At 67.2% G+C, this 20,347-nt stretch carries 21 protein-coding genes and 2 riboswitches; of the genes, 9 read left to right on the forward strand and 12 right to left on the reverse strand.

What is annotated here, in order from left to right:
- Positions 1–4 precede the first annotated feature (4 nt).
- Positions 5–919, reverse strand: coding sequence for an NAD(P)-dependent oxidoreductase (locus AC1RIF_RS03290; protein WP_492599924.1), 915 nt, complete (start codon positions 917–919; stop codon positions 5–7).
- Between the two features lie 70 nt (positions 920–989).
- Positions 990–1,355, reverse strand: coding sequence for an Rv2640c family ArsR-like transcriptional regulator (locus tag AC1RIF_RS03295; protein ID WP_492599925.1), 366 nt, complete (start codon positions 1,353–1,355; stop codon positions 990–992).
- 94 nt (positions 1,356–1,449) lie between these two features.
- Between AC1RIF_RS03295 and AC1RIF_RS03300 the strand changes: the two genes are divergently transcribed.
- Complete coding sequence (locus AC1RIF_RS03300) at positions 1,450–1,914, forward strand: ArsI/CadI family heavy metal resistance metalloenzyme (RefSeq protein ID WP_492599926.1); 465 nt, start codon at positions 1,450–1,452, stop codon at positions 1,912–1,914.
- Between the two features lie 42 nt (positions 1,915–1,956).
- Here AC1RIF_RS03300 and AC1RIF_RS03305 read toward each other — a convergent pair whose 3' ends face one another.
- The 5 genes from AC1RIF_RS03305 to AC1RIF_RS03325 all read right to left on the reverse strand — a co-directional run bounded on the left by AC1RIF_RS03305 (position 1,957) and on the right by AC1RIF_RS03325 (position 5,236).
- The gene (locus tag AC1RIF_RS03305) at positions 1,957–3,012 is read right to left on the reverse strand and encodes an NAD(P)H-dependent flavin oxidoreductase (protein ID WP_492599927.1); all 1,056 of its coding nucleotides are present in this window, start codon (positions 3,010–3,012) and stop codon (positions 1,957–1,959) included.
- Between the two features lie 59 nt (positions 3,013–3,071).
- Positions 3,072–3,476, reverse strand: coding sequence for an arsenate reductase ArsC (locus AC1RIF_RS03310; protein ID WP_492599928.1), 405 nt, complete (start codon positions 3,474–3,476; stop codon positions 3,072–3,074).
- 3 nt (positions 3,477–3,479) lie between these two features.
- The gene (arsB, locus tag AC1RIF_RS03315) at positions 3,480–4,574 is read right to left on the reverse strand and encodes an ACR3 family arsenite efflux transporter (RefSeq protein ID WP_492599929.1); all 1,095 of its coding nucleotides are present in this window, start codon (positions 4,572–4,574) and stop codon (positions 3,480–3,482) included.
- Positions 4,571–4,942: an ArsR/SmtB family transcription factor gene (locus AC1RIF_RS03320; RefSeq protein ID WP_492599930.1), complete on the reverse strand. Its 372-nt coding sequence runs from the start codon at positions 4,940–4,942 to the stop codon at positions 4,571–4,573. The genes arsB and AC1RIF_RS03320 overlap by 4 nt, the downstream gene beginning before the upstream one ends.
- A gap of 120 nt (positions 4,943–5,062) precedes the next feature.
- Positions 5,063–5,236, reverse strand: a complete 174-nt coding sequence (locus AC1RIF_RS03325; RefSeq protein WP_492599931.1) for a hypothetical protein — start codon at positions 5,234–5,236, stop codon at positions 5,063–5,065.
- Positions 5,237–5,593: 357 nt separating this feature from the next.
- On the opposite strand from AC1RIF_RS03325, the gene AC1RIF_RS03330 reads away from it, so the two are divergent.
- Complete coding sequence (locus AC1RIF_RS03330; protein ID WP_492599932.1) at positions 5,594–6,055, forward strand: HIT family protein; 462 nt, start codon at positions 5,594–5,596, stop codon at positions 6,053–6,055.
- A 61-nt stretch (positions 6,056–6,116) separates the two neighbouring features.
- Here the strand turns inward: AC1RIF_RS03330 and AC1RIF_RS03335 are convergent, their stop codons facing one another.
- Complete coding sequence (locus AC1RIF_RS03335; protein ID WP_492599933.1) at positions 6,117–7,541, reverse strand: short-chain fatty acyl-CoA regulator family protein; 1,425 nt, start codon at positions 7,539–7,541, stop codon at positions 6,117–6,119.
- Between the two features lie 172 nt (positions 7,542–7,713).
- Here AC1RIF_RS03335 and prpD point away from each other — a divergent pair, with 172 nt between their 5' ends.
- The 7 genes from prpD (at position 7,714) to AC1RIF_RS03370 (ending at position 16,413) form a co-directional block, all read left to right on the forward strand.
- On the forward strand, positions 7,714–9,216 hold the full coding sequence (prpD, locus tag AC1RIF_RS03340) for a 2-methylcitrate dehydratase PrpD (RefSeq protein ID WP_492599934.1): 1,503 nt from the start codon (positions 7,714–7,716) through the stop codon (positions 9,214–9,216).
- Position 9,217: 1 nt separating this feature from the next.
- Positions 9,218–10,132, forward strand: coding sequence for a methylisocitrate lyase (gene prpB / locus AC1RIF_RS03345; RefSeq protein ID WP_492599935.1), 915 nt, complete (start codon positions 9,218–9,220; stop codon positions 10,130–10,132).
- Positions 10,129–11,250: a bifunctional 2-methylcitrate synthase/citrate synthase gene (locus AC1RIF_RS03350; protein ID WP_492599936.1), complete on the forward strand. Its 1,122-nt coding sequence runs from the start codon at positions 10,129–10,131 to the stop codon at positions 11,248–11,250. Before prpB ends, AC1RIF_RS03350 begins: the two co-directional genes overlap by 4 nt.
- A gap of 97 nt (positions 11,251–11,347) precedes the next feature.
- A riboswitch (cobalamin riboswitch) is annotated at positions 11,348–11,533 on the forward strand.
- 11 nt (positions 11,534–11,544) lie between these two features.
- Positions 11,545–13,134, forward strand: coding sequence for an ABC transporter substrate-binding protein (locus AC1RIF_RS03355; RefSeq protein WP_492599937.1), 1,590 nt, complete (start codon positions 11,545–11,547; stop codon positions 13,132–13,134).
- Positions 13,131–14,090 (forward strand): ABC transporter permease, encoded by a 960-nt coding sequence (locus tag AC1RIF_RS03360; RefSeq protein WP_492599938.1) that lies wholly within the window; start codon positions 13,131–13,133, stop codon positions 14,088–14,090. Before AC1RIF_RS03355 ends, AC1RIF_RS03360 begins: the two co-directional genes overlap by 4 nt.
- Entirely contained in the window at positions 14,084–14,923 is an 840-nt protein-coding gene (locus AC1RIF_RS03365) for an ABC transporter permease (protein ID WP_492599939.1), read from the forward strand. The genes AC1RIF_RS03360 and AC1RIF_RS03365 overlap by 7 nt, the downstream gene beginning before the upstream one ends.
- A 104-nt stretch (positions 14,924–15,027) precedes the next feature.
- Positions 15,028–16,413 carry an ABC transporter ATP-binding protein gene (locus AC1RIF_RS03370; protein WP_492599940.1) on the forward strand — a complete coding sequence of 462 codons (1,386 nt, stop codon included), beginning with the start codon at positions 15,028–15,030 and terminating at the stop codon, positions 16,411–16,413.
- Here AC1RIF_RS03370 and AC1RIF_RS03375 read toward each other — a convergent pair.
- The 4 genes from AC1RIF_RS03375 to AC1RIF_RS03390 form a co-directional block, all read right to left on the reverse strand.
- Entirely contained in the window at positions 16,378–17,352 is a 975-nt protein-coding gene (locus AC1RIF_RS03375; protein ID WP_492599941.1) for an LLM class flavin-dependent oxidoreductase, read from the reverse strand. The two genes, AC1RIF_RS03370 and AC1RIF_RS03375, sit on opposite strands and share 36 nt — an antisense overlap.
- Positions 17,353–17,503: 151 nt before the next feature.
- A riboswitch (cobalamin riboswitch) is annotated at positions 17,504–17,724 on the reverse strand.
- 53 nt (positions 17,725–17,777) lie between these two features.
- Positions 17,778–18,644, reverse strand: coding sequence for a metal ABC transporter permease (locus AC1RIF_RS03380; RefSeq protein WP_492599942.1), 867 nt, complete (start codon positions 18,642–18,644; stop codon positions 17,778–17,780).
- Positions 18,641–19,384: a metal ABC transporter ATP-binding protein gene (locus AC1RIF_RS03385; RefSeq protein WP_492599943.1), complete on the reverse strand. Its 744-nt coding sequence runs from the start codon at positions 19,382–19,384 to the stop codon at positions 18,641–18,643. The genes AC1RIF_RS03380 and AC1RIF_RS03385 overlap by 4 nt, the downstream gene beginning before the upstream one ends.
- Entirely contained in the window at positions 19,381–20,316 is a 936-nt protein-coding gene (locus AC1RIF_RS03390) for a metal ABC transporter substrate-binding protein (RefSeq protein WP_492599944.1), read from the reverse strand. Before AC1RIF_RS03390 ends, AC1RIF_RS03385 begins: the two co-directional genes overlap by 4 nt.
- Positions 20,317–20,347 lie beyond the last annotated feature (31 nt).

The following is a 20,347-nucleotide window of genomic DNA, read 5'->3' on the forward strand; positions in this document are numbered from 1 at the left end:
TCGTTCAGTCCCGGACCAGACCGGCCCGCCGACGGGTCGACTCGGTGATCGCGGACCAGTCCTGGTGGGCCTGTCCGTGCGCGAGCGCGTCGAGGAACACGTCCTCGAGCACGCTACCGAAGGGCAGGCCCACGTTCACCTCGTGCGCTTGCGACAGTGCGAGCCGGACATCCTTGAGGCCCAGTGGAAGCCGGAATCCGGCGGGCTCGTAGTCGCGCTGCGCGATCATCTTGCCGTAGCCGCCGTAGACCCCGCCCGGAAACAGGCTGTCGTTCATGATCTCCATGAGCAACTCGGGCGAGCCGCCCACCTTCTCCGCCACCGTCGTCGCCTCGGCCATCGCCTGGATCGCGTTGGCGATCAGATAGTTTCCGAGGATCTTGACGACGTTGGCTTGCTTCGGGTCGTCACCGATCCGCCACGTCCGACGCCCGATCGCGTCGAGCAGCGGCGCCACCTCGTCCACTGCCCCGGCCGCACCGGCCGCCAGCACCGTGAGCTCAGCCGCCTCCGCTACCTCCGCGCGCCCGAACACCGGCGCGGCGACGTAGCGGATCCCCTTCTCCCCCAGCACCGTTCCCGACTCCGATGCCATCGCCGGGCTCACGGTCGCCAGGTTGACGTGCACCGAACCGGGCTGCGCAGCCTGCAACGACGGCGCCGACAACACAGCTTCCGCGAACGCCCGATCATCTGCGAGCGCGCTGAACACCACCGGATGGTGCAGCGCATCGGTGACGGACTCCACCTCGGTGGCGCCACACTCGACCACGGACTCGGCCTTGCCGGGACTTCGATTCCATACCTTCAGGTCATAACCGGCGCGGGCAAGATTGCGCGCCATCGGGCGACCCATCGTGCCCATACCCAGAAATCCGATGTCCACAGCAGACTCCTCGAGATCGAGAAACGCAGTCACACGGCTCGATCCACTCTATCGCGAGGCGACGGCGGCCCGGGGCTCGACGATCGTCCGCGGAACCCGGCGGTCAGGGTCCGACGCAGCAGTTCGGGTCCAGCACCACTCGCAGTGCGTCGAGAGCCTCCCGTCGCGCGCTGTAGAAGACGTTCATGCCGCGGCGAGTGGCCTCCACCATCCCGGTCTTCTTCAGCTGCCCCAGGTGATGACTGACGGTCGATTCCGCGAGATCCACCCCCGATGCCAGGTCGCACGTGCACACCTCGCCGCCGTCCGCGGTGAGCAGGATCGACATGAGCTTGATCCGGACCGGGTCCGCAAGTGCCTTCAACCGGAGCGCCAACTCCAGCGCCGCCGCGTCGCTCATCGGACCCGCGGAGACGGGCGCGCAGCAGATCGGCGCGCTGACATCGACGATCGGAAGTGTCTTCGGCATGACAACGATGCTATCGGCCTACTTGACTTATGTCGAAAAGGTGAGGACCCTGGAGTCGAGAAATTCGATATAAGCCGAATAGCTGGAGGCCGTCATGTCCCGTGCCCAACTCGCCCTCAATGTCGACAACCTGGAGGAATCGATCACGTTCTACTCCAAGCTCTTCGGCACCCAGCCGGCGAAGGTCAAGCCCGGCTACGCGAACTTCGCGATCGCCGAACCACCACTCAAGCTGGTCCTGCTGGAGAATCCCGGCAAGGGCGGCAGCATCAACCACCTCGGCGTCGAGGTCGAGTCGAGCTCTCAGGTGCACGCAGAGATCGCCCGACTGACGGGCGAGGGCCTGTTCACCGACGAGGAGATCGGAACCACCTGCTGCTTCGCAACGCAGGACAAGGTATGGGTCACCGGCCCGGCCGGTGAGAAGTGGGAGGTCTACACGGTCCTCGCCGACTCGGAGACGTTCGGCTCGAGCCCCCAGCATCCGTCCACCACCGACGGCGGGGCGTGCTGCGGCACCGCCGCCGAGGAGCCGGCCGGCGGATCCACCTGCTGCTGAACGCGTATCGGACCGGAAAACGGCGCCGCCGTTTCCCTCGACCTAACGGACCTTCGCCAGTTCGTCGAGGCATCGCTCGGCTCGACTCACGATCTCGTCGATCAGGTCGGCCACACTCGGAAGATCTTCGATCAATCCGACCACCTGACCGGAGGCGAGGACGCCTGCGCGAGCGTTGCCCTCGACGAGCCCTGCTCGCAACAGCATCGGACTGTTCGCCGACATCATCAACTGGGACAGGGTGCGGTCACCGGATCGCACCATGGTGAGGCCCTCGGTGATCATCGATCGCCACGAGATACCGGTCAGTTTCCGGAACCTGACGGTGTTGACAGCCGCGTGCGCCAATGTGCGGACGCCCCGGGTCCGCTCCAGGGCATCGACGAGTTCGGTGCGCAACACCCGGTGCGGGATCCCGTCGACCTTCGTCGTGACGACGGTGTCATCGAGTCCACGGACCAGGTACTCCCGTTTCACGGACTCCGGGACGGTGCTCTCCTTCGTCAGCAGGAATCGCGTCCCCATCGCGATACCCGAGGCACCACAGGCCAACGCGGACGCAAGCCCGCGTCCGTCGAAGTAGCCACCCGACGCGATCACCGGTATGTCCACGGCATCCAGCACCGACGGCAGCAGGAGGCTGGTGGCGACCCCACCAGTGTGGCCACCACCCTCGCCGCCCTGCACGATCACCGCATCGGCACCCCAACGCGCCACCTTCTCAGCGTGGCGCGCGGCGCCGACGGACGGAATCACCACGACGCCGGCCTCTTTGAACTGGGCGATCATCTCCTCACGCGGGGCCAACGCGAACGACGCCACCCGAACGCCCTCGCGGATCATCAGGTCGACCCGCCGCTGTGCGTCCTCGGCGTCGGCGCGCAGATTGACGCCGAACGGAGCGTCGGTGCGTTCCTTGACATCCCGGATCGCCGTAGCCAGCTCGTCGTAGGTCATCGTGGCGGACGCGAGAATGCCGAGCCCACCGGCCTGAGCGGTCGCGGTGACCAGTCGGGACCCGGACACCCACCCCATGCCGGTCTGCACGACCGGATGCTCGATACCGACCAGTTCGGTGATTCCGGTGCGCAGTGTCACGACCGCACCTCCGCTGCCACGCGAACGCGTCACGCACCGGGATCAACGGACGACTTCAGCTATCCCGGGAGCAGTTCGGCGATCAGCTCCTCGATGCGCCGGCGTATCTCGTCACGGATCGGCCGCACCGCGTCGACACCCTGACCGGCCGGGTCGTCGAGCGCCCAGTCGCGGTAGCTGACACCGGGGAACACCGGGCAGGTGTCACCGCATCCCATCGTGATCACGACGTCCGAAGATTCGACGGCATCGGCGGTGAGGATCTTGGGGCTCCGACGGGAGATGTCGATGCCGACCTCCGCCATCGCCCGGACGGCTGCGGGATTGACCGTCGCAGCGGGAGAGGAACCCGCCGACCGCACCTCGATCTCGTCGCCCGCCAGGTGCGTGAGGAACGCCGCGGCCATCTGCGATCGGCCGGCGTTGTGCACGCAGACGAACAACACGCTCGGGGTCGTGGACATGATTCAGGATTCCTTCCGTACCGGTGCGGGCGCGTGCCGCGCGAAGCGTGTGCGGAGCGCGAGGGACACGTAGACGAGGCCGACCAGCACGGGCACCTCGATCAGCGGTCCGACGACACCGGCGAGCGCCTGCCCGGACGTCGCACCGTACGTCGCGATGGCCACGGCGATCGCGAGCTCGAAGTTGTTGCCGGCAGCGGTGAACGCGAGCGTGGTGGTGCGCTCGTAGCCGAGCCCCATCGCAGCACCGAGCGCATAGCCGCCGCCCCACATGATCGCGAAGTACGCCAGCAGCGGCAGCGCGATCCGCACGACGTCCAGGGGCCGGGAGGTGATCTGTTCGCCCTGCAGCGCGAACAGGATCACGATCGTGAACAGGAGACCGTACAGGGCCCACGGCCCGATCTTCGGCAGGAACGTCGACTCGTACCACTGACGCCCCTTGGCCTTCTCGCCGAAGTGACGAGTGAGGAAGCCGGCGAGCAGCGGGATACCGAGGAAGATCAGTACCGACTTCGCGATCTGCCACGGCGAGGCGTCGATGGTGGTCCGTTCCAGGCCCAGCCAGCCGGGCAGGACCGAGAGATAGAACCAGCCGAGCACGGCGAACATGATCACCTGGAAGACGGAGTTGATCGCGACCAGCACCGCCGCGGCCTCGCGATCGCCGCAGGCGAGGTCGTTCCAGATGATCACCATCGCGATGCAGCGGGCCAGGCCGACGATGATCAGCCCCGTCCGGTACTCCGGGAGATCCGGCAGCATCAGCCATGCCAGCGCGAACATCAGCGCGGGGCCCAGTACCCAGTTCAGCAGCAGGGATCCGACCAACAGTTTCCGGTCTCCGGTGACGGTGTCGAGTCGGTCGTAGCGCACCTTCGCGAGCACCGGGTACATCATGATCAGCAGGCCGAGCGCGATCGGCAGCGAGATGCCGTCCAGTTCGACGGCGCCGAGCGCGTCGCCGAGGCCGGGGATCATCCGGCCCAGCAGCAGACCGGCGACCATCGCGACGCCGATCCACACCGGCAGGAACCGGTCCAGCGTCGAGAGCCTGCCGACGACGGCGGGCGCCTCGATGCTCGTCGCCCCGCTCACGCGGTGACCTCCGCACACTCGCGCGACGGCCCACCCTGCGCCACGAGTACCGCCGACAGCTGCTGCAGCGCAGCGGGAATCACCCAGTAGTACACCCACGTACCGCGCCGCTCGCTGCCCAGCAGCCCCGCCTCGCGCAGCACCTTGAGGTGGTGCGAGATGGTCGGCTGCGACAGGTCGAACGTCTCGGAGATGTCGCACACGCACGCCTCACCGCCGGCATGGCTCGCCACCAGGCTCAGCAGCCGCAGCCGCACCGGGTCGCCGAGTGCCTTGAACATCCGGGCCAGGTCGTCGGCCCGCTCACCTGTCAGCGGCGCGTGCGCGAGAGGTGACCAGCTCGCCCCGCCCGGATCCTGATTCGACATTCTTCGATATTGACAGATATCGAATCAATTGTTCAAGTGGTCGTCCTCGGCGAGCTGACCGGTGACCCGCACGGCACGGTCGCATGTCGAGCCACCGGGTGACGTGCCGCTGAAGCGACATCAGGTATCGAGTAGCCGCGCGCACCACGGATGATCTGGAGATGTCAGCGAAAGCGCCTTGTGCAGCCAGGAGCGGCGACCGGCATCGAGGAACGGCAATGTCGCGGTGAAGTCGGCTTCGTCTTTCGCCCGTAGGCCGGCGGCCTTGTAGAGCAGCTGGATCTCCGGTTGCAAGTACGCGATCCCTTCCCTGCGCCAGAGTGCTCGCCATCGGCATCGTGATCCTCGGGTCGCGCTTGTAGACCCACAGCGTCGATGACCCCGGAGACAGCAGGAGGTCGTACTCCCATGCAGCCTGAGCATGTTCCCGCATCCATATCTGTCCGCACTGTGCAGGCAGCACGGCGTCGGCTGCCGCAGACGGATCATCCACAGGAAGCAGCGGTTTCAGGGATCCCGAGGTAGCTGTCCACAGATCGAACCGGCCGGAGTTCGCTGTGTCCAAGGGCCGTACAGCCGAATGAACTCGGCCTCGTCCGAACAGTCGGTCACCGGACGAGCCTATCGGAGCTTTGCGGGGACAATCGGGTTGTGACCGACTGGAGAAATGCACGAGTGGAATCCGCACTTCGCGACGAGAACCCGACAATTCTCGCTCGATTGCCGCAAGCATTCGCAGCGATCGGTGACGTCCAATGGTTGCCCGGCTACTGTGTGCTGCTCACCGACGACCCCGTCGTCACGCGACTGAGCGATCTCCCCAGGCCTCGCCGCCTCGCGTACCTCGAAAGCATCGACCGACTCGCCGGCGCCGTCGAGCATGCGTGCAAGCAGATCGACAGCCAGTTCCGACGGGTGAACATCGAGATCCTCGGAAACACCGATGCCTTCCTCCACACCCACATCTGGCCCCGGTACGAATGGGAGCCCGAGCAGTATCGCCGGATGCCTGTCTGGCTCTATCCGCGAGAAAACTGGACGAGTCCCACCCACGCACTCACTCGCGCCCACGCTCCACTCCGAACCGCGATCACGAACGCCCTCGACATGTGACGCGATCGATCGGACAACGAGTTCGGCCGGTCAGATGCACGAGACGTACGGAACGGTGCCGTCAGGACGCCGGCGGATACGGCAACCGACTGCTGAAGTCGACATCGACGCGAACCGGGCGTCCGATCTGCGGAAACGCGCGCTGCGCACAGTCGGTGCGCTCGCAGATCTTGCAGCCCGCCCCGATCGGGACGGCGGACACCTCCTCGTCCAACCGCAGCCCGCGCGAATAGACGAGCCGGTCGGCGTGCGTGATGTCGCAGCCGAGCCCCACCGCGAAGCTCCGCTCGGGGGTCCCGTACGGGTGCGCGCCGTCGTCGGTGGTTCTCGCGATCCACAGGTAGGTGCGCCCGTCTGGCATCTGTGCCACCTGCGTGAGGATGCGGCCCGGCCGACTGAAGGCGTCGTGCACCACCCACAGTGGGCAGCTGCCACCCACCCGCGAGAAGTGGAAAGCCGTGGCGGACTGCCGCTTCGAGATGTTCCCGGCACGATCGGTGCGGACGAAGAAGAACGGCACCCCACGGCGGTTGGGGCGCTGCAGCGTCGACAGCCGGTGGCAGACCGTCTCGAAACCCACCTCGAACTGCAGCGCGAGCATCTCGATGTCGTAGTGCAGGTTCTCCGCCGCATCGAGAAACTGGTTGTAGGGCAACAACAGTGCGCCGGCGAAGTAGTTGGCCAGGCCGATCTTCGCGAGCTCGCGCGCGTTGTCGCTCAGCGTGCTCGCCGCTGCCAGGAGCTGCTCGATCGTCTCCGATTGTGTGAGAAACGCGAGCTGGGTGGCGATCTGGAACGCCCGCTGCCCCGGCGACAGGTGTCGCGACAGGGTCAGGATGCGACCGGAGGCGTCGAAAGCCCGCTTGGCCCCGGGCCGGTCGGGTGGATCGGTCCGGATACGGACGACGATGTCGTGCTCGGACTCGAGCAGCGCGGTGAGCTGCACGTCGAGGGAGCCGATCCGTAAACCGCTGTCCGCGAACATCTGCTCGGCGGCGTCGTCCAACTCCGCGATGTGATTGTGCCTGTCGTAGAAGAAGTCCCGAACCTCCTCGAACGGCATCGGCACGCTCTCGCCCACCCCGATGTCGGACGGCGTCGCCAGGTGCGCGCCGTACTGATCGAGTTGCTCGGTCGCCGCGAGCAGCCGGCGATGGACGTTCACCAACGCGTGGCCGATCTCCGGCATACGTGCGACGAACTCCTCGACCACGGACGGGCTCGCCGCCGAAGACCCCAGCGCCGTCAGCACATCCTGCAGGTCGGCAGCAAGGCGTGCATCCGACTCCGCGGCAAAGAAGTGCACGTCCAGATCGAACATGGCATTGAGCTTGAGCAGGACGGGCACGGTCAACGGCCGCTGATCGTTCTCGAGCTGGTTCACGTAGCTCGCCGACAGGTCGAGGATGCGCGCGAGCGCGAGCTGCGTCAGACCGCGCTCCTCGCGGAGCCGACGCAACCGCGGACCGCCGTAGATCTTCTGCACCCTCGTGTCCCTTCCGATCGAGTCCACCCAAGCACAGTCACCGACATTCGCACCATTCGCAAAAATGGCCGATCCACACCACAAAACTACGCATATTCAGGGACTTTACCGCCCACACGGTCGTGCATACGCTGCGAGACACAGCAGCACCAGCTCACCGGAGGACACCGCGTTGAAATCACATCCCGTTCGTACCCACCGCTCCGCAGAGAACTTCCCGAAGGACGAACACCTGGCATGGAAGGTGGCCGAGGTCGCCACGGATGCGGTCGAGGTTCCTGCCGACACCGCGGAGATGATCGTGAATCGGATCATCGACAACGCGGCCGTCGCCGCCGCGTCGGTGACTCGTCGTCCGGTGGCGAACGCCCGCGCGCAGGCCCTCGCCCATCCGTACGGCCCGGGTTCGACGGTGTTCGGTGTCGGTGGCACGTTCTCGCCCGAGTGGGCGGCGTGGGCCAACGGTGTCGCGGTGCGTGAGCTCGACTTCCACGACACGTTCCTGGCCGCGGAGTACTCGCATCCGGGCGACAACATTCCGCCGATCCTCGCGGTCGCCCAGCACACCGGTCGCGGCGGCGCGGATCTGATCCGTGGTCTGGCCACCGGTTACGAGGTCCAGGTGGATCTGGTGCGGTCGATCTGCTTGCACGAGCAGAAGATCGACCATGTTGCTCACCTCGGCCCGTCCGCCGCGGCCGGCATCGGCACGCTGCTCGGGCTCGACACCGAGACGGTGTATCAGGCGGTGGGCCAGGCGCTGCACACCACGACGGCGACGCGTCAGTCCCGCAAGGGTGAGATCTCGAGTTGGAAGGCGTACGCGCCGGCGTTCGCCGGGAAGATGGCCGTCGAAGCGGTGGATCGTGCGATGCGCGGCGAGGGTGCCCCGTCCCCGATCTGGGAGGGCGAGGACGGCGTCATCGCATGGCTTCTCGGCGGGCCGGAGGCGGAATACGCTGTGCCGCTGCCCGGTCCGGGTGAGGCCAAGCGTGCGATCCTCGACACCTACACCAAGGAGCATTCGGCCGAGTACCAGAGCCAGGCGCCGATCGATCTGGCCCGCCGGATGCGTGAGCGCATCGGCGATCTCGATCAGATCGCGTCGATCGTTCTCCACACGAGCCACCACACGCACGTCGTGATCGGCACCGGCTCGAACGATCCGCAGAAGTTCGATCCGACCGCGAGCCGCGAGACACTCGACCACTCGGTGATGTACATCTTCGCGGTCGCGCTGCAGGACGGCACGTGGCACCACGAGCGCTCCTACGCCGCCGAGCGTGCGCAGCGTCCCGACACCATCGAACTGTGGAAGAAGATCTCCACCGCCGAGGATCCGGAGTGGACGCGCCGCTACCACTCGACCGACCCGGACGAGAAGGCGTTCGGCGCTCGCGCCGAGGTGACGCTGAAGAGCGGCGAGGTGATCGTCGACGAGCTCGCGATCGCGGACGCACATCCGTTGGGCGCGCGCCCGTTCGCCCGCGACCAGTACATCGCGAAGTTCCGCACCCTCGCCGAGGGCGTCGTCGCCCCGGACGAGCAGGACCGGTTCCTCGAGGCCGCGCAGCGCACCCCCGAGCTGAAAGCCGGCGAGCTGGACCAGCTCACCTTCACCGTCACCGGCGACGTCCTCGCCCGCGCTCCGAAGTCGCCGAAGGGACTGTTCTGACATGCCCGGTCTCATCGCCGCCACCACCTCGGCCGCCGACAAGCGGATCGCGTTCCGTGCCGGCCTCACCTCGGGCAAGATCCAGCGCCTGCCCGGCGCGATCAATCCGTTGACCGCCAAGCTGATCCAGGAGATCGGCTTCGAGGGCGTCTACGTCTCCGGCGGCGCGTTCTCCGCCGGGCTCGGTCTGCCCGACATCGGTCTGACCACGCTCACCGAGGTCGTCGCGCACAGTTCGCAGATCGCCGGAGTCACCGATCTGCCCGTACTGATCGATGCCGACACCGGGTTCGGTGAGCCGATGTCGGCGGCACGCACCGTCCTGGCCGCCGAGGACGCCGGCATCGCCGGTCTGCACCTCGAGGATCAGGTCAATCCCAAGCGCTGCGGTCACCTCGACGGCAAGGCCATCGTCCCGACCGAGGACATGGTGCGCCGCCTGCGGGCCGCCGTCACGGCCCGACGCGACCCGAACTTCGTGATCTGCGCCCGCACCGACGCCGCGGGAATCGACGGGATCGATGCCGCGATCGAGCGAGCCGAGGCCTACGCGGGCGCCGGCGCCGACATGATCTTCACCGAGGCCCTGCACACCGAGGCCGACTTCGAGAAGTTCCGTGGCGCCGTGGATATCCCGCTGCTGGCCAACATGACCGAGTTCGGCAAGTCCCAGCTCGTCCCCGCACAGACCCTCGAGGACATCGGCTTCAACGCTGTCATCTATCCGGTCACCACCCTGCGGCTGGCGATGGGCGCCATCGAACGGGGCCTGCGCGAAATCCACACGACCGGAACGCAGGAGGGGCTGCTCGACAAGATGCAGACCCGCTCCCGGCTGTACGAGCTGCTCGAGTACGAGCGCTACAACGAATTCGATTCCGGAGTCTTCAACTTCACGCTCGGAGGGAACCAATGACAAATGCAGTCCCGACGATCTACAAGGGCCTGGCCGGCGTCGTCGTCGACACCACCGCGATCTCCAAGGTGGTCCCCGAGACCAACTCGCTGACCTATCGCGGCTACGCGGTCCAGGACCTGGCGGCCAACTGCAGCTTCGAGCAGGTCGCGTACCTGTTGTGGAACGGGGAGCTGCCCACCGACGCCCAGCTCGAGCTGTTCTGTCAACGTGAGCGTGCGAGTCGCCGCGCCGATCGTTCTCTGCTGGCGCTGGTCGCGAAGATGCCGGACAACTGCCATCCGATGGACGTGGTGCGGACCGCGATCAGCTTCCTCGGTGCGGAGGACCCGGAAGAAGCCGACAACTCACCGAAAGCCAACCGCGAGAAGTCACTCCGGATGATGGCAGTGCTACCGACGATCGTCGCGGCCGATCACCGTCGCCGCCACGGTCTGGACCCGATCGGCCCGCACAGCCACCTCGGTTTCGCCGCGAACTTCCTGAACATGTGTTTCGGCGAAGTCCCGGCACCGGAACTGGTGAAGGCCTTCGAGGTTTCCCTGATCCTGTACGCGGAGCACAGCTTCAACGCCTCCACCTTCGCCGCCCGTGTCGTGACCTCGACGCTGTCGGACATCTACAGCGCCGTCACCGCCGCGATCGGAACCCTCAAGGGCCCACTGCACGGCGGCGCCAACGAGGCCGTCATGCACGACATGATCGAGATCGGCGAACCCGAGCGCGCCGCCGCCTGGCTGAAGGACAAGCTGGCCCGCAAGGAGAAGGTGATGGGCTTCGGGCACCGGGTCTACAAGAACGGCGACTCGCGCGTCCCGACGATGCGCCAGGCCTTCTTCGACGTCGCCGCACAGACCGGCGGCGACAAGTGGGTCCAGATGTACGAGATCCTCGAACGCACCATGAACGAGGCCACCGGCATCGAGCCCAACCTCGACTTCCCCACCGGACCCGCCTACTACCTGATGGGCTTCGACATCGAGGTATTCACACCCATCTTCGTGATGAGCCGCATCACCGGATGGACCGCGCACATCATCGAACAGGGCGAGTCCAACGCCCTGATCCGACCGCTCAGCGAGTACACCGGCGTGCCGCAACGCTCGGTGGTGGCCTGAGCCCACGATCAGCGCCCCGGGGTTGGTCATTGGCATCACCGTCTCCTGCACCCCGGGGCGCTCCCTTCTCGAATCGCGTCCTTCCGTCGGGCCCGACCTGTCCGGATCGCGATCTTGTACTGTGCCACTCGACGCAGGGAACACCGGTGCGAATCCGGGGCTGTCCCGCAACTGTCACCGAGGAGCGAACCCCCAACGCTCGGCCACGACCCCACCGGGTTGGAAGGCCGGGGGCGAGTGCTGATCCGGGAGCCAGGACACCTGCATCGACGCCAGGACACCACGAGGATGGAAATGAATAGTTCGATATCTACCGCCCGTCAGGGGCGGCGCTCACTGCTGCGTGCCGGTGTGTTCACCGTCGTGGCCGCCATGGCGGTCACCGGCTGCTCGTCCGGTGCGTCCGATGCCGCCGGCGGCATCACCGACGATCATCTGACGATCTACAACTCCTACAAGATCGCCGGGCTCGATCCGGCCGCGACGGGCACCAACTGGCTGTTCGACTGGGGCGTCGCAGAGAACCTGCTCCAGGTCGAGGAGGACGGGCAGATCACGCCGTGGCTCGCCGAGAGCGTCGAGCGTCGGGACGACCTGACGTGGGTGATTCAGCTTCGCGACGGGCAGACCTTCCAGAACGGCAAGCCCGTCACCGCGCAGGCCGTCGCCGCAGCACTGAGTCGCCAGATCGAGAAGTCCAAGGCGGCACGGGTGTACCTCGAAGAGGGCACACAGGCCGTGGCGGAGGGTGCCACCGTGGTGCTACGCACCCCGAAGCCCAACGCGATGGTCCCGGCCGGTCTGGCAGCGCGCGACAACTCGCTGCAGATCTACGACGTCGAAGCGATCGATGCCGCCGGCGGCGACTCCGCGAAGATCGTCGGATCCGGCGCGTACACCGGGCCGTACGCCATCACGCAGTGGACGCCGACCGATCTCGAACTCGCCCGCTACGACGCGTACTGGCAGGGCACGCCCGCGCTGAGCGGCATCAGTGTCGACGTCGTACCGGACGAGCAGGCGCGCATCGCCGGAGTCGAGAGCGGCGAAGCCGACATGGCGTTCTACCCGTCCACCGGCGCACGACTCGCCCTCGACGGTCGTCCGGGTGTCGCGGTGAAGAACTCGCCGAAGGCTCTGCAGTCGCTGCTGATCGAGATGAACCTGAAGGAAGGCATCTTCACCGACGTCGAGGTGCGCAAGGCGTTCACACAGGCGATCGACTACCAGGGCGTGGCCGACAACATCGGCAACGGCTCCTTCGACGCGGCCGAGGGCCTGTACCCCGAGGGCCTGCCGTACGCACTCGACAGTCAGAAGTTCGACCTCGAGGCCGCGAACACGACCCTGGACCGGGCCGGTTGGGCCGTCGGCGCCGACGGCGTCCGCACGAAGAACGGGCAGCGCCTCACCGTCCGATTCGTCACGCAGGCACAGGGTCCGGAGACCACGGACGTGGCGATCGGCATCCAGGATCAGGTCGCCAAGGCCGGGTTCGAGCTGAAGATCGACGTCGCCGAGGATTCCGCCGCGGTCAAGGAGAATCCGTCGGGCTGGGATTCGTCGATCGCACTCAGCGGTTCGCTGTCCGGCACCGCGGACCCCGTCCAGCCGTTCCTCGTCCGGTGGACCACCGGCGGGTCCTCGAACGCGCAGGGCCTGTCCAACCCGGAGATCGACGCGATCGGTGAGAAGCTGCGCGGCACCTTCGACGAGGATGAGCGGAACGAGCTGCTCGAGCGTGCGCAGGAGATCCTCGTCGCCGAGCAGGCGTACGTCGTCGCCGGCACGTTCAAGTACTTCACCGTGGTGACGTCGGACGAGTGGTCCGGATACGAGGTGTCCAACGTGCGCCGGCACATCCGGTACGACACCGGGGCGTGAACGCCACCTTCCGTGCGGCCGGTGGACGGCTGATCCAGGCAGTGGCGGCGGCATGGGGAGCGAGCCTGCTCATCTGGATGCTGCTGCCACTGGCCCCGGGAGACCCTGCCCGCCTGACACTGGGCGCACAGGGCATCCCGGAGCCCACCGACGAACAACTGTCCGCAATGCGTGAACAGTTGGGACTGGATCTGTCTCTGCCGCAGCAGTATCTGCACTGGCTGGCCGGTGTCGTGCGCCTCGATTTCGGGCTGTCGTACGTCACCGGCCGGCCGGTCACCACTGAGTTCGCGGAACGCCTCGGCCCGACGCTGCGTCTCGCGATCGCCGCGCTCGTGCTGGCCGTCGCCCTGTCTCTCGTGCTCGGTCTCGTTGCGGCCCGGTACCGCGATCGGTGGCCGGATTCCGTTGCCCGGGCGATCGCGCTGATCTCGGCGTCCACCCCCGGCTTCGTCGTCGGCCTGGTACTGATCCAGGTGGTGGTGATCGACATGGGCATCGGCAAGGTGGTGCTCGACGGTTCCTGGTCGATGGTCGCGATGCCCGCGATCTGCCTGGCGTTCGGGCTGTTCGACACGTGGTCGCGGCTGCTGCGATCCAACCTGGTCGAGGTGATGGACAGTTCCGTCGTCGACGTCGCTCGCGGTCGCGGCGCCACCACGCGACGCGCACTCCTGCGTCACGCCCTGCCGCACAGCATGCCGACCTATCTGCACGCGGTGGCCGTCGGCGCGGGCGCGGTCCTCGGTGGGGCAGCGATCGTCGAGACGGTCTTCACGTGGCCGGGTATCGGCGCCTACGTCGTGTCGTCCGTCGCCACCCGTGATCTCCCCGTCGTCCAGGCGTTCGCGATGCTCGCGACCGTCGTCTACGTCGGCGTGAATCTGGCGGCCGACGGTGCTGCGGCACTGATCGATCCGCGACTTCGATCGAAGGGACACCGATCGGGATGCTGATGCGTACGCGCGGGCGGGTGTCGTGGGCGCAGGACCGGGCGTTGTTGGTCGGTGTCGTGCTCGCAGTGGTCGTCGCGGTCGTAGCGGCGGCGGGGCCGCTGGTTGTCGGCACGGACGCGAACCTGCCGGACTACGCCGCCAAACTCCGCCCGCCCAGCGCCGAACACTGGCTGGGCACAGACCAGTACGGCCGGGACCAGGCGGCGCGACTGGTCGTCGGCCTGCGCCGGTCGCTGCTCTCCGCGCTGATCGTGCTCGCCGGCTCGATGACGGTGAGTCTCGTGGCCGGAGTGCTGGCGGGCCTGTCACCCCGCTGGTTCGATTCGTTCCTCGGACGCGTCATCGACGTCCTGCTGGCCGTCCCCAGTCTCGTGCTCGCCCTGGCGATCGTGGGGCTTCTCGGTCCGGGATACGTGAATCTCCTACTGGCGCTGATCGTGTCGTCGTGGGCCGCGGACGCACGTCTGGCCCGATCGTTGACGATGGACCTGACCCACCGGCCGTACATCACCGCTGCCCGGCTTTCCGGGGTCGGCACCGTCGGGATCGCGTTGCGCCACATCGTGCCCGCGGTCGTTCCGCGGCTGTCGATCGTGGCCACCCTCCGCCTCGGCGGGATCGTGGTCTCACTGGCCGGATTGTCGTTCCTGGGGCTGGGGGTCCAGCAGCCCGACGCCGAACTCGGCGCGATGCTCGGTGACGCCCGCAAGTTCCTGACGGCCGCGCCGTGGCTGCTGTTGGTACCGGCCGCCGCGATCCTGACGATGACGACCGCGGCCAACCTGATCGCCGACGGCCTGCATCGGCGCACCGCAGTGAAGGGACGACAGTGACCACAGGGACCACAGGGACCACAGGGACCACAGGGACCACAGGGACCACAGGGACCACAGGGACCACAGGGACCACCGAAACCGGAACACTGCCGGACGAAGCCGTGACGGCCGTATCCGCTCTGTCCGTCACGTACGCCGACGGTCGGCGCGCCCTCCGATCGGTGTCGCTCTCGGTGGCCCCCGGTGAGACGGTCGCCGTCATCGGCGAGAGCGGTTGCGGCAAGAGCACCCTGATCAAGGCCCTGCTCGGAATGCTGCCGTCGGGCGCGTCGGTGGAGGGAGAGATCCGCATCGGCGGATGCGACGTGACCACCGCATCGGAGACACAACTGCGCGGGATCCGCGGCAGCCGGGTGGGATACGTCGCGCAGGACGCCTACGGCGGGCTCGACCCGCTGATGCGGATCGGCGGGAACATCGAGGAGGCGTGGCGCTCGAAGTCGCGCCCGGTCCCCCACGACGCGGCGGCGCGCCGGCTCACCGCGCTCGACGTCGCCGACAGCGAACGGCGGGTTCGGGATTGGCCCCACACGTGGTCCGGAGGAATGCAGCAGCGTGCGGGTATCGCCGCGGCAACGGCGCTCGCGCCCGCGCTCGTGGTGGCCGACGAACCCACGTCCGCGTTGGACTCGGTCACCGCCGAGACGGTGCTGACCCGGTTGGTGGCGGAGTCTCGGAGTCTGCTGATCGTCAGCCACGACCTCCCACTCGTGGCGAAGTTCGCCGACCGCATCTACGTCCTGAAGAACGGCGAGATCGTGGAGCGCGGCGACGCCGAGCGTGTTCTCACGATTCCTCGGGATCCGTACACACTCGCCTTGATCCATGCCCACGATCCGCTGGTCGACGCGTCGACCGCGGCGCCCGTCGGCGAGGTGGTGCTGGACGTGGATGCCGTCAGCCACAGTTACGGGAATCGTCAGGTGGTGCCGACAACATCCCTGCGGGTGCGCCGCGGCGAGATCCTCGGAATCCGTGGGCCTTCGGGCTCGGGGAAGAGCACGCTGCTCCGAATTCTCGCTGGCCTGGAGAAGCCCGGGACCGGCACCGTCACGTGGTCGGGCGCACCCGCCCCCGCGCGCGGAGCGGTCCAGGTGGTGTTCCAGGACGCGGTGGGCAGCCTGGATCCACGGTGGCCGATCTGGAAATCGGTGGTCGAACCCCGCCGATTGCGGGGCGCGCACGGCCGCGCGGCCGCCTCGTCGGCGCTGCGACGACTCGGGCTCGAGGCGGTCCACCTCCGGGCACGGCCCGCCGCCCTGTCCGGCGGCCAGTGCCAACGGGTCGCGCTCGCCCGGGCACTCGTCTCCGGCGCCGAGTTGGTGCTGGCCGACGAACCCACCGCGGCCCTCGACCCGACCGTCGGCCGACAGGTCCTGAAGGCGCTGCGCGACCTCGCCGACGCGGGCACGGCGGTCGTGATGGTCAGCCACGACGACCGTGCCCTCACGTCAGTGTGCGACCGCGTCCTGACGATCGGCCAGTAGCGGGCGCAACTGCGTGGCGATGTTCTCCAGCAACGGTTCCCACTGCGCTGCTGTGAGATGTACCGGTTGCACGTGGCACAGCAGATCGGTGGCGAACGGCAGGCCCGCGTCGCCGCGCAGTCCGGAGGCGATCGTCTCGGCCGAGCCGTGATAGATGTGGTTGCGGTCGAGATAGTCGGCGGCGCTGAACCCCTCGGGAAATCGTCCGGTTCGGATTCCGCGCTGCACCCAATCCGTGACCCCGTCGGCGAGCAGCCTGCGCGCCGACGCGGTGTCCTCGGTGCAGATCACCGGACGGGACAGTCCGACACGTGGATTCGTGGCACGTTGCGTGTACTCGTCGAGCATCCGCGCCGAGAGCGCATCGTCGGGTCCCTGCGGCGACGAGCTACGACCGGACAACACGCCCGCGCCGAGCCGGGCGGCCAGCTCCATACCTGATCTCGACGCGGTGCCGAGCCAGATCCGCTCGCGCAGACCGCGCTCGTCGGGCACGATCCGTCCGCCCCCGATCAGGTCGATCAGCACCTCGACCGTGTCCCGCAGGTCCTCGCGGCGCCGGTCGTGATCCTTGCCGAACCTGCGGGCGGTGTCCGCGTCGGCGCCCGCACCGAGACCCAGTTCGAGCCGCCCACCGCTGAGCGCGTCCACCGTCGCCGCGTCCTCGGCCAACCGGATCGGATCCTCGAGCGGGGCCACCATCACCGCGGTGCCGAGCCGAAGGTGCTCGGTGCGTTCCGCGACGGCAGCGAGCACGACCAGGCGCGAGGGCGAATGACCCCGCTGGACGCCGAAGTGATGCTGTGCGATCCAGAACGAGTCGAAGCCCAGTTCCTCGGCACGGCAGGCTAGTTCGACGGTGTCGCGAAGCTCCTCGCGCGAACTGCGCGCGCCCGCGCAGTGGCTGATGACTCCGAAACGAGTCGTCTGCGATCTCATGGCGATCCGTGGGCGTCCTTCTGCTCGATCCGAGAGGCCGCCCACGGCTGCACACGCCTGCCGCGCCCCTCGCAGCGCGGTTGACGCGCGCTCGGTGATGCCCGATCAGGTCCGCGCACCCAGTCCTCGAGGCGGCACACCGCCGAGCGCGGCGCACTCGACACAGCGGGCAGGTCTTCGGACTCGCAGGCGCCCGCGCCCATCGGACGCGAACCTGGTGGCCGTCGCTTCCCAGGCGGATGCACAGTGCTGGTGACGGCGATCGTTCCTGCATACCGCTGCGGGACAGTCCCGGATTCTCACCGGGTTCCCTCTCGTACCTCGTCGGAGGCACTTCGACGCCGCACCACGACCCACCGGGTTCCGAACGGTCGAGCGGGCGAACCAACTGCACCGGCCAGTCTAGGCCCTCCTCGCGCCGGTCTTCACCGGCACACGCGCCGGTGGCGCGCTGCCATGATTCGACGGCCGATGATTCCGTGGCGCGGTGCGAAGAGGTAGACCACCACGAACGCGACACCCTGCGCGAGAACGATCATGGCGCCCGACGCGGTGTCGAGGTGGTAGCTGGTGTACAGACCGACCACAGCACACCCCGCGGACAGCGCCGGTGCGATGACGAGCATCCGCCCGAACCGATCGGTGAGCAGGTATGCGGTGGCACCGGGAATGACGAGCATGGCGACCACCAGCACCACGCCCACTGCCTGCAGCGCGACAACGGCGGTGAGCGCGAGGAGCCCGAGCAGCGCGCCGCCGAGCATCCTGGGACTCAGCCCGATTGCATGGGCGTGTGTCGGATCGAACGCGTAGAGCGTGAAGTCGCGGCGTTTGAGGACGAGCGCGACGAAGACGATCGCGGCCAAGACGAGCACCTGGATCAGATCGGAACGTGAGACTCCCAGCAGGTTCCCGAAGATGATGTGATTGAGGTCGGTTTGACTGGGGGTCACCGAGATCAGCACCAGACCGAACGCGAACAAGGTGGTGAAGACGATGCCGATCGCGGCGTCCTCCTTGATCCGGCTCGTGCTCCGGACCACGCCGATCAGCGCGACCGCGAGAAAGCCGAAGATCACCGCCCCGAGCGCGAATGGCGCACCCACCACATAGGCAAGCACCACCCCGGGAAGTACGGCGTGCGAGACGGCATCACCCATCAGGGACCAGCCAACCAGAACCAGCCAGCACGACAGCATCGCGCACACGACGGAAGCGACGACGGTGGTCGCGAGCGCCCGAATCATGAAGTCGTAGCGCAGTGGATCGAGGAGGAAGTCTGCCACGGTCACGTGTGAGTCTCGTTCCGATTCATGACGTCCAACCCGAAAGCACGGGCGAGATTCTCCGGCAGAAGAACTTCGTCGGGGTCGCCCTGCATCAGGACGCTCCGCATCAACAGGATCGCTTCGTCCGCAAGCCGTGGCAGCGCATTCAGATCGTGCGTGGACACCAGAACCGTCGCTCCGCCTGCGGCCATCTCGCGGAGCAACCTGGTGATGGTCGCCTCGCTGCGCTTGTCGACACCGGCGAACGGTTCGTCGAGCAGAAGAACCGTCGCCCCCTGCGCGATTCCGCGCGCCACGAACGTCCGCTTCTTCTGGCCCCCGGAGAGCTGACCGATCTGCCGGCCGGCGAACTCCGCGAGTTCGACGCGGTCGAGCGCCTCGTCCACGGCCCGACGGTCCTCGCGGGTCGGCCGACGTGTGAATCCCATACGCCCGTAGCGGCCGGTCATCACGACGTCGCCGACCGAGAGAGGAAACGCCCAGTCGACGTCCTCACTCTGCGGCACGTAGCCAATCGCACCGGATTTCCTTGCCCGAGAGGGCAACTCACCGTCAATGAGCACCCTTCCGGTGTCGGGCGTCACGATACCCATGATCGTCTTGAACAGCGTCGACTTACCCGATCCGTTCATACCGATCAGTCCACACACCCGGCCGGGCCGGAGGGACAGCGAAACCCTCTCGAGCGCAAGCACATCGCCGTAGCGAACGGTGACATCCTCGACCCGGATCACGTCGGTCATCGCGGCGCCTGCCCGGTCAGCCCCGTGATGATCGTCGCGGCGTCGTGACGAATGAGGTCCAGATACGTCGGCACTGGACCGTCGGCGGTGGAGAGCGAGTCCACATACAGCGTGCCTCCGAACCGGACGCCGGTCGCCTCCACCACCTGCTTCATCGGCGCATCCGCGACGGTCGACTCGCAGAACACGGCGGGGACGTTTCGCGCCTTGACGAATTCGATCGCCGAGGCAATCTGCTTGGGTGTGGCCTGCTGTTCTGCGTTGACCGCCCAGATGTACTTCTCGGTGAGCCCCGCGTCGCGGGCCAGGTAGGAGAACGCGCCCTCGCACGTCACCAAGGCCCGCTCGTTCTCCGGGAGCACGCTCAGCGACATGACCAACTCGTCCTGCACCGTCTCGAGATCCGCCTTGTAGGCGGCACCGTTCGCCTCGTAGACAGAAGAGTTGCCCGGGTCGAGGTCACTGAAGGCGGTCACCATGTTGTCGACGTACCGCTGCACGTTGACCGGCGACATCCACGCATGCGGGTTCGGCAGGCCCGAGTAGGCATCCTCGGTGATGCTCACCGGTGCGACACCGTCACTGACGACGACGTGGGGAACGTCGAGACCCTCGACGAACTGCGCGAACCAGGCCTCCAGATTGAGCCCGTTGTCGAGAATCAGATCCGCCTGTGCGGCCTTCCTGATGTCACCCGGCGTCGGCTCGTAGCCGTGGATCTCGGCACCGACCTTGGTGATCGATTGGACGACGAGACGGTCGCCGGCGACATTCTCCGCGATGTCGGCGAGCACGGTGAAGGTCGTCAGCACGACAGGCCTGTCTGCGCTTTCCGCTCCACCCGCGGTTCCACACGCGGCGAGCGAGAGTCCCAGAGCGGTGAGGATCGCGGCCGCCCGTAGGCGCACCGTTTCGAGCTGAAGTTTCGGCACACCGAAATATTATGATCGTGGTTCTCGAACA

The organism is Prescottella sp. GW823-FHT02E09, assembly GCF_058797375.1.

What these genes read in the sequence shown, in the direction of transcription:
- AC1RIF_RS03295 (WP_492599925.1), bottom strand. Translation starts at nt 1,355, where the DNA reads ATGCCGAAGACACTTCCGATCGTCGATGTCAGCGCGCCGATCTGCTGC.
- AC1RIF_RS03300 (WP_492599926.1), top strand. Translation starts at nt 1,450, where the DNA reads ATGTCCCGTGCCCAACTCGCCCTCAATGTCGACAACCTGGAGGAATCG.
- AC1RIF_RS03310 (WP_492599928.1), bottom strand. Translation starts at nt 3,476, where the DNA reads ATGTCCACGACCCCGAGCGTGTTGTTCGTCTGCGTGCACAACGCCGGC.
- AC1RIF_RS03320 (WP_492599930.1), bottom strand. Translation starts at nt 4,942, where the DNA reads ATGTCGAATCAGGATCCGGGCGGGGCGAGCTGGTCACCTCTCGCGCAC.
- prpB (WP_492599935.1), top strand. Translation starts at nt 9,218, where the DNA reads ATGCCCGGTCTCATCGCCGCCACCACCTCGGCCGCCGACAAGCGGATC.
- AC1RIF_RS03350 (WP_492599936.1), top strand. Translation starts at nt 10,129, where the DNA reads ATGACAAATGCAGTCCCGACGATCTACAAGGGCCTGGCCGGCGTCGTC.
- AC1RIF_RS03355 (WP_492599937.1), top strand. Translation starts at nt 11,545, where the DNA reads ATGAATAGTTCGATATCTACCGCCCGTCAGGGGCGGCGCTCACTGCTG.
- AC1RIF_RS03365 (WP_492599939.1), top strand. Translation starts at nt 14,084, where the DNA reads ATGCTGATGCGTACGCGCGGGCGGGTGTCGTGGGCGCAGGACCGGGCG.
- AC1RIF_RS03375 (WP_492599941.1), bottom strand. Translation starts at nt 17,352, where the DNA reads ATGAGATCGCAGACGACTCGTTTCGGAGTCATCAGCCACTGCGCGGGC.
- AC1RIF_RS03385 (WP_492599943.1), bottom strand. Translation starts at nt 19,384, where the DNA reads ATGACCGACGTGATCCGGGTCGAGGATGTCACCGTTCGCTACGGCGAT.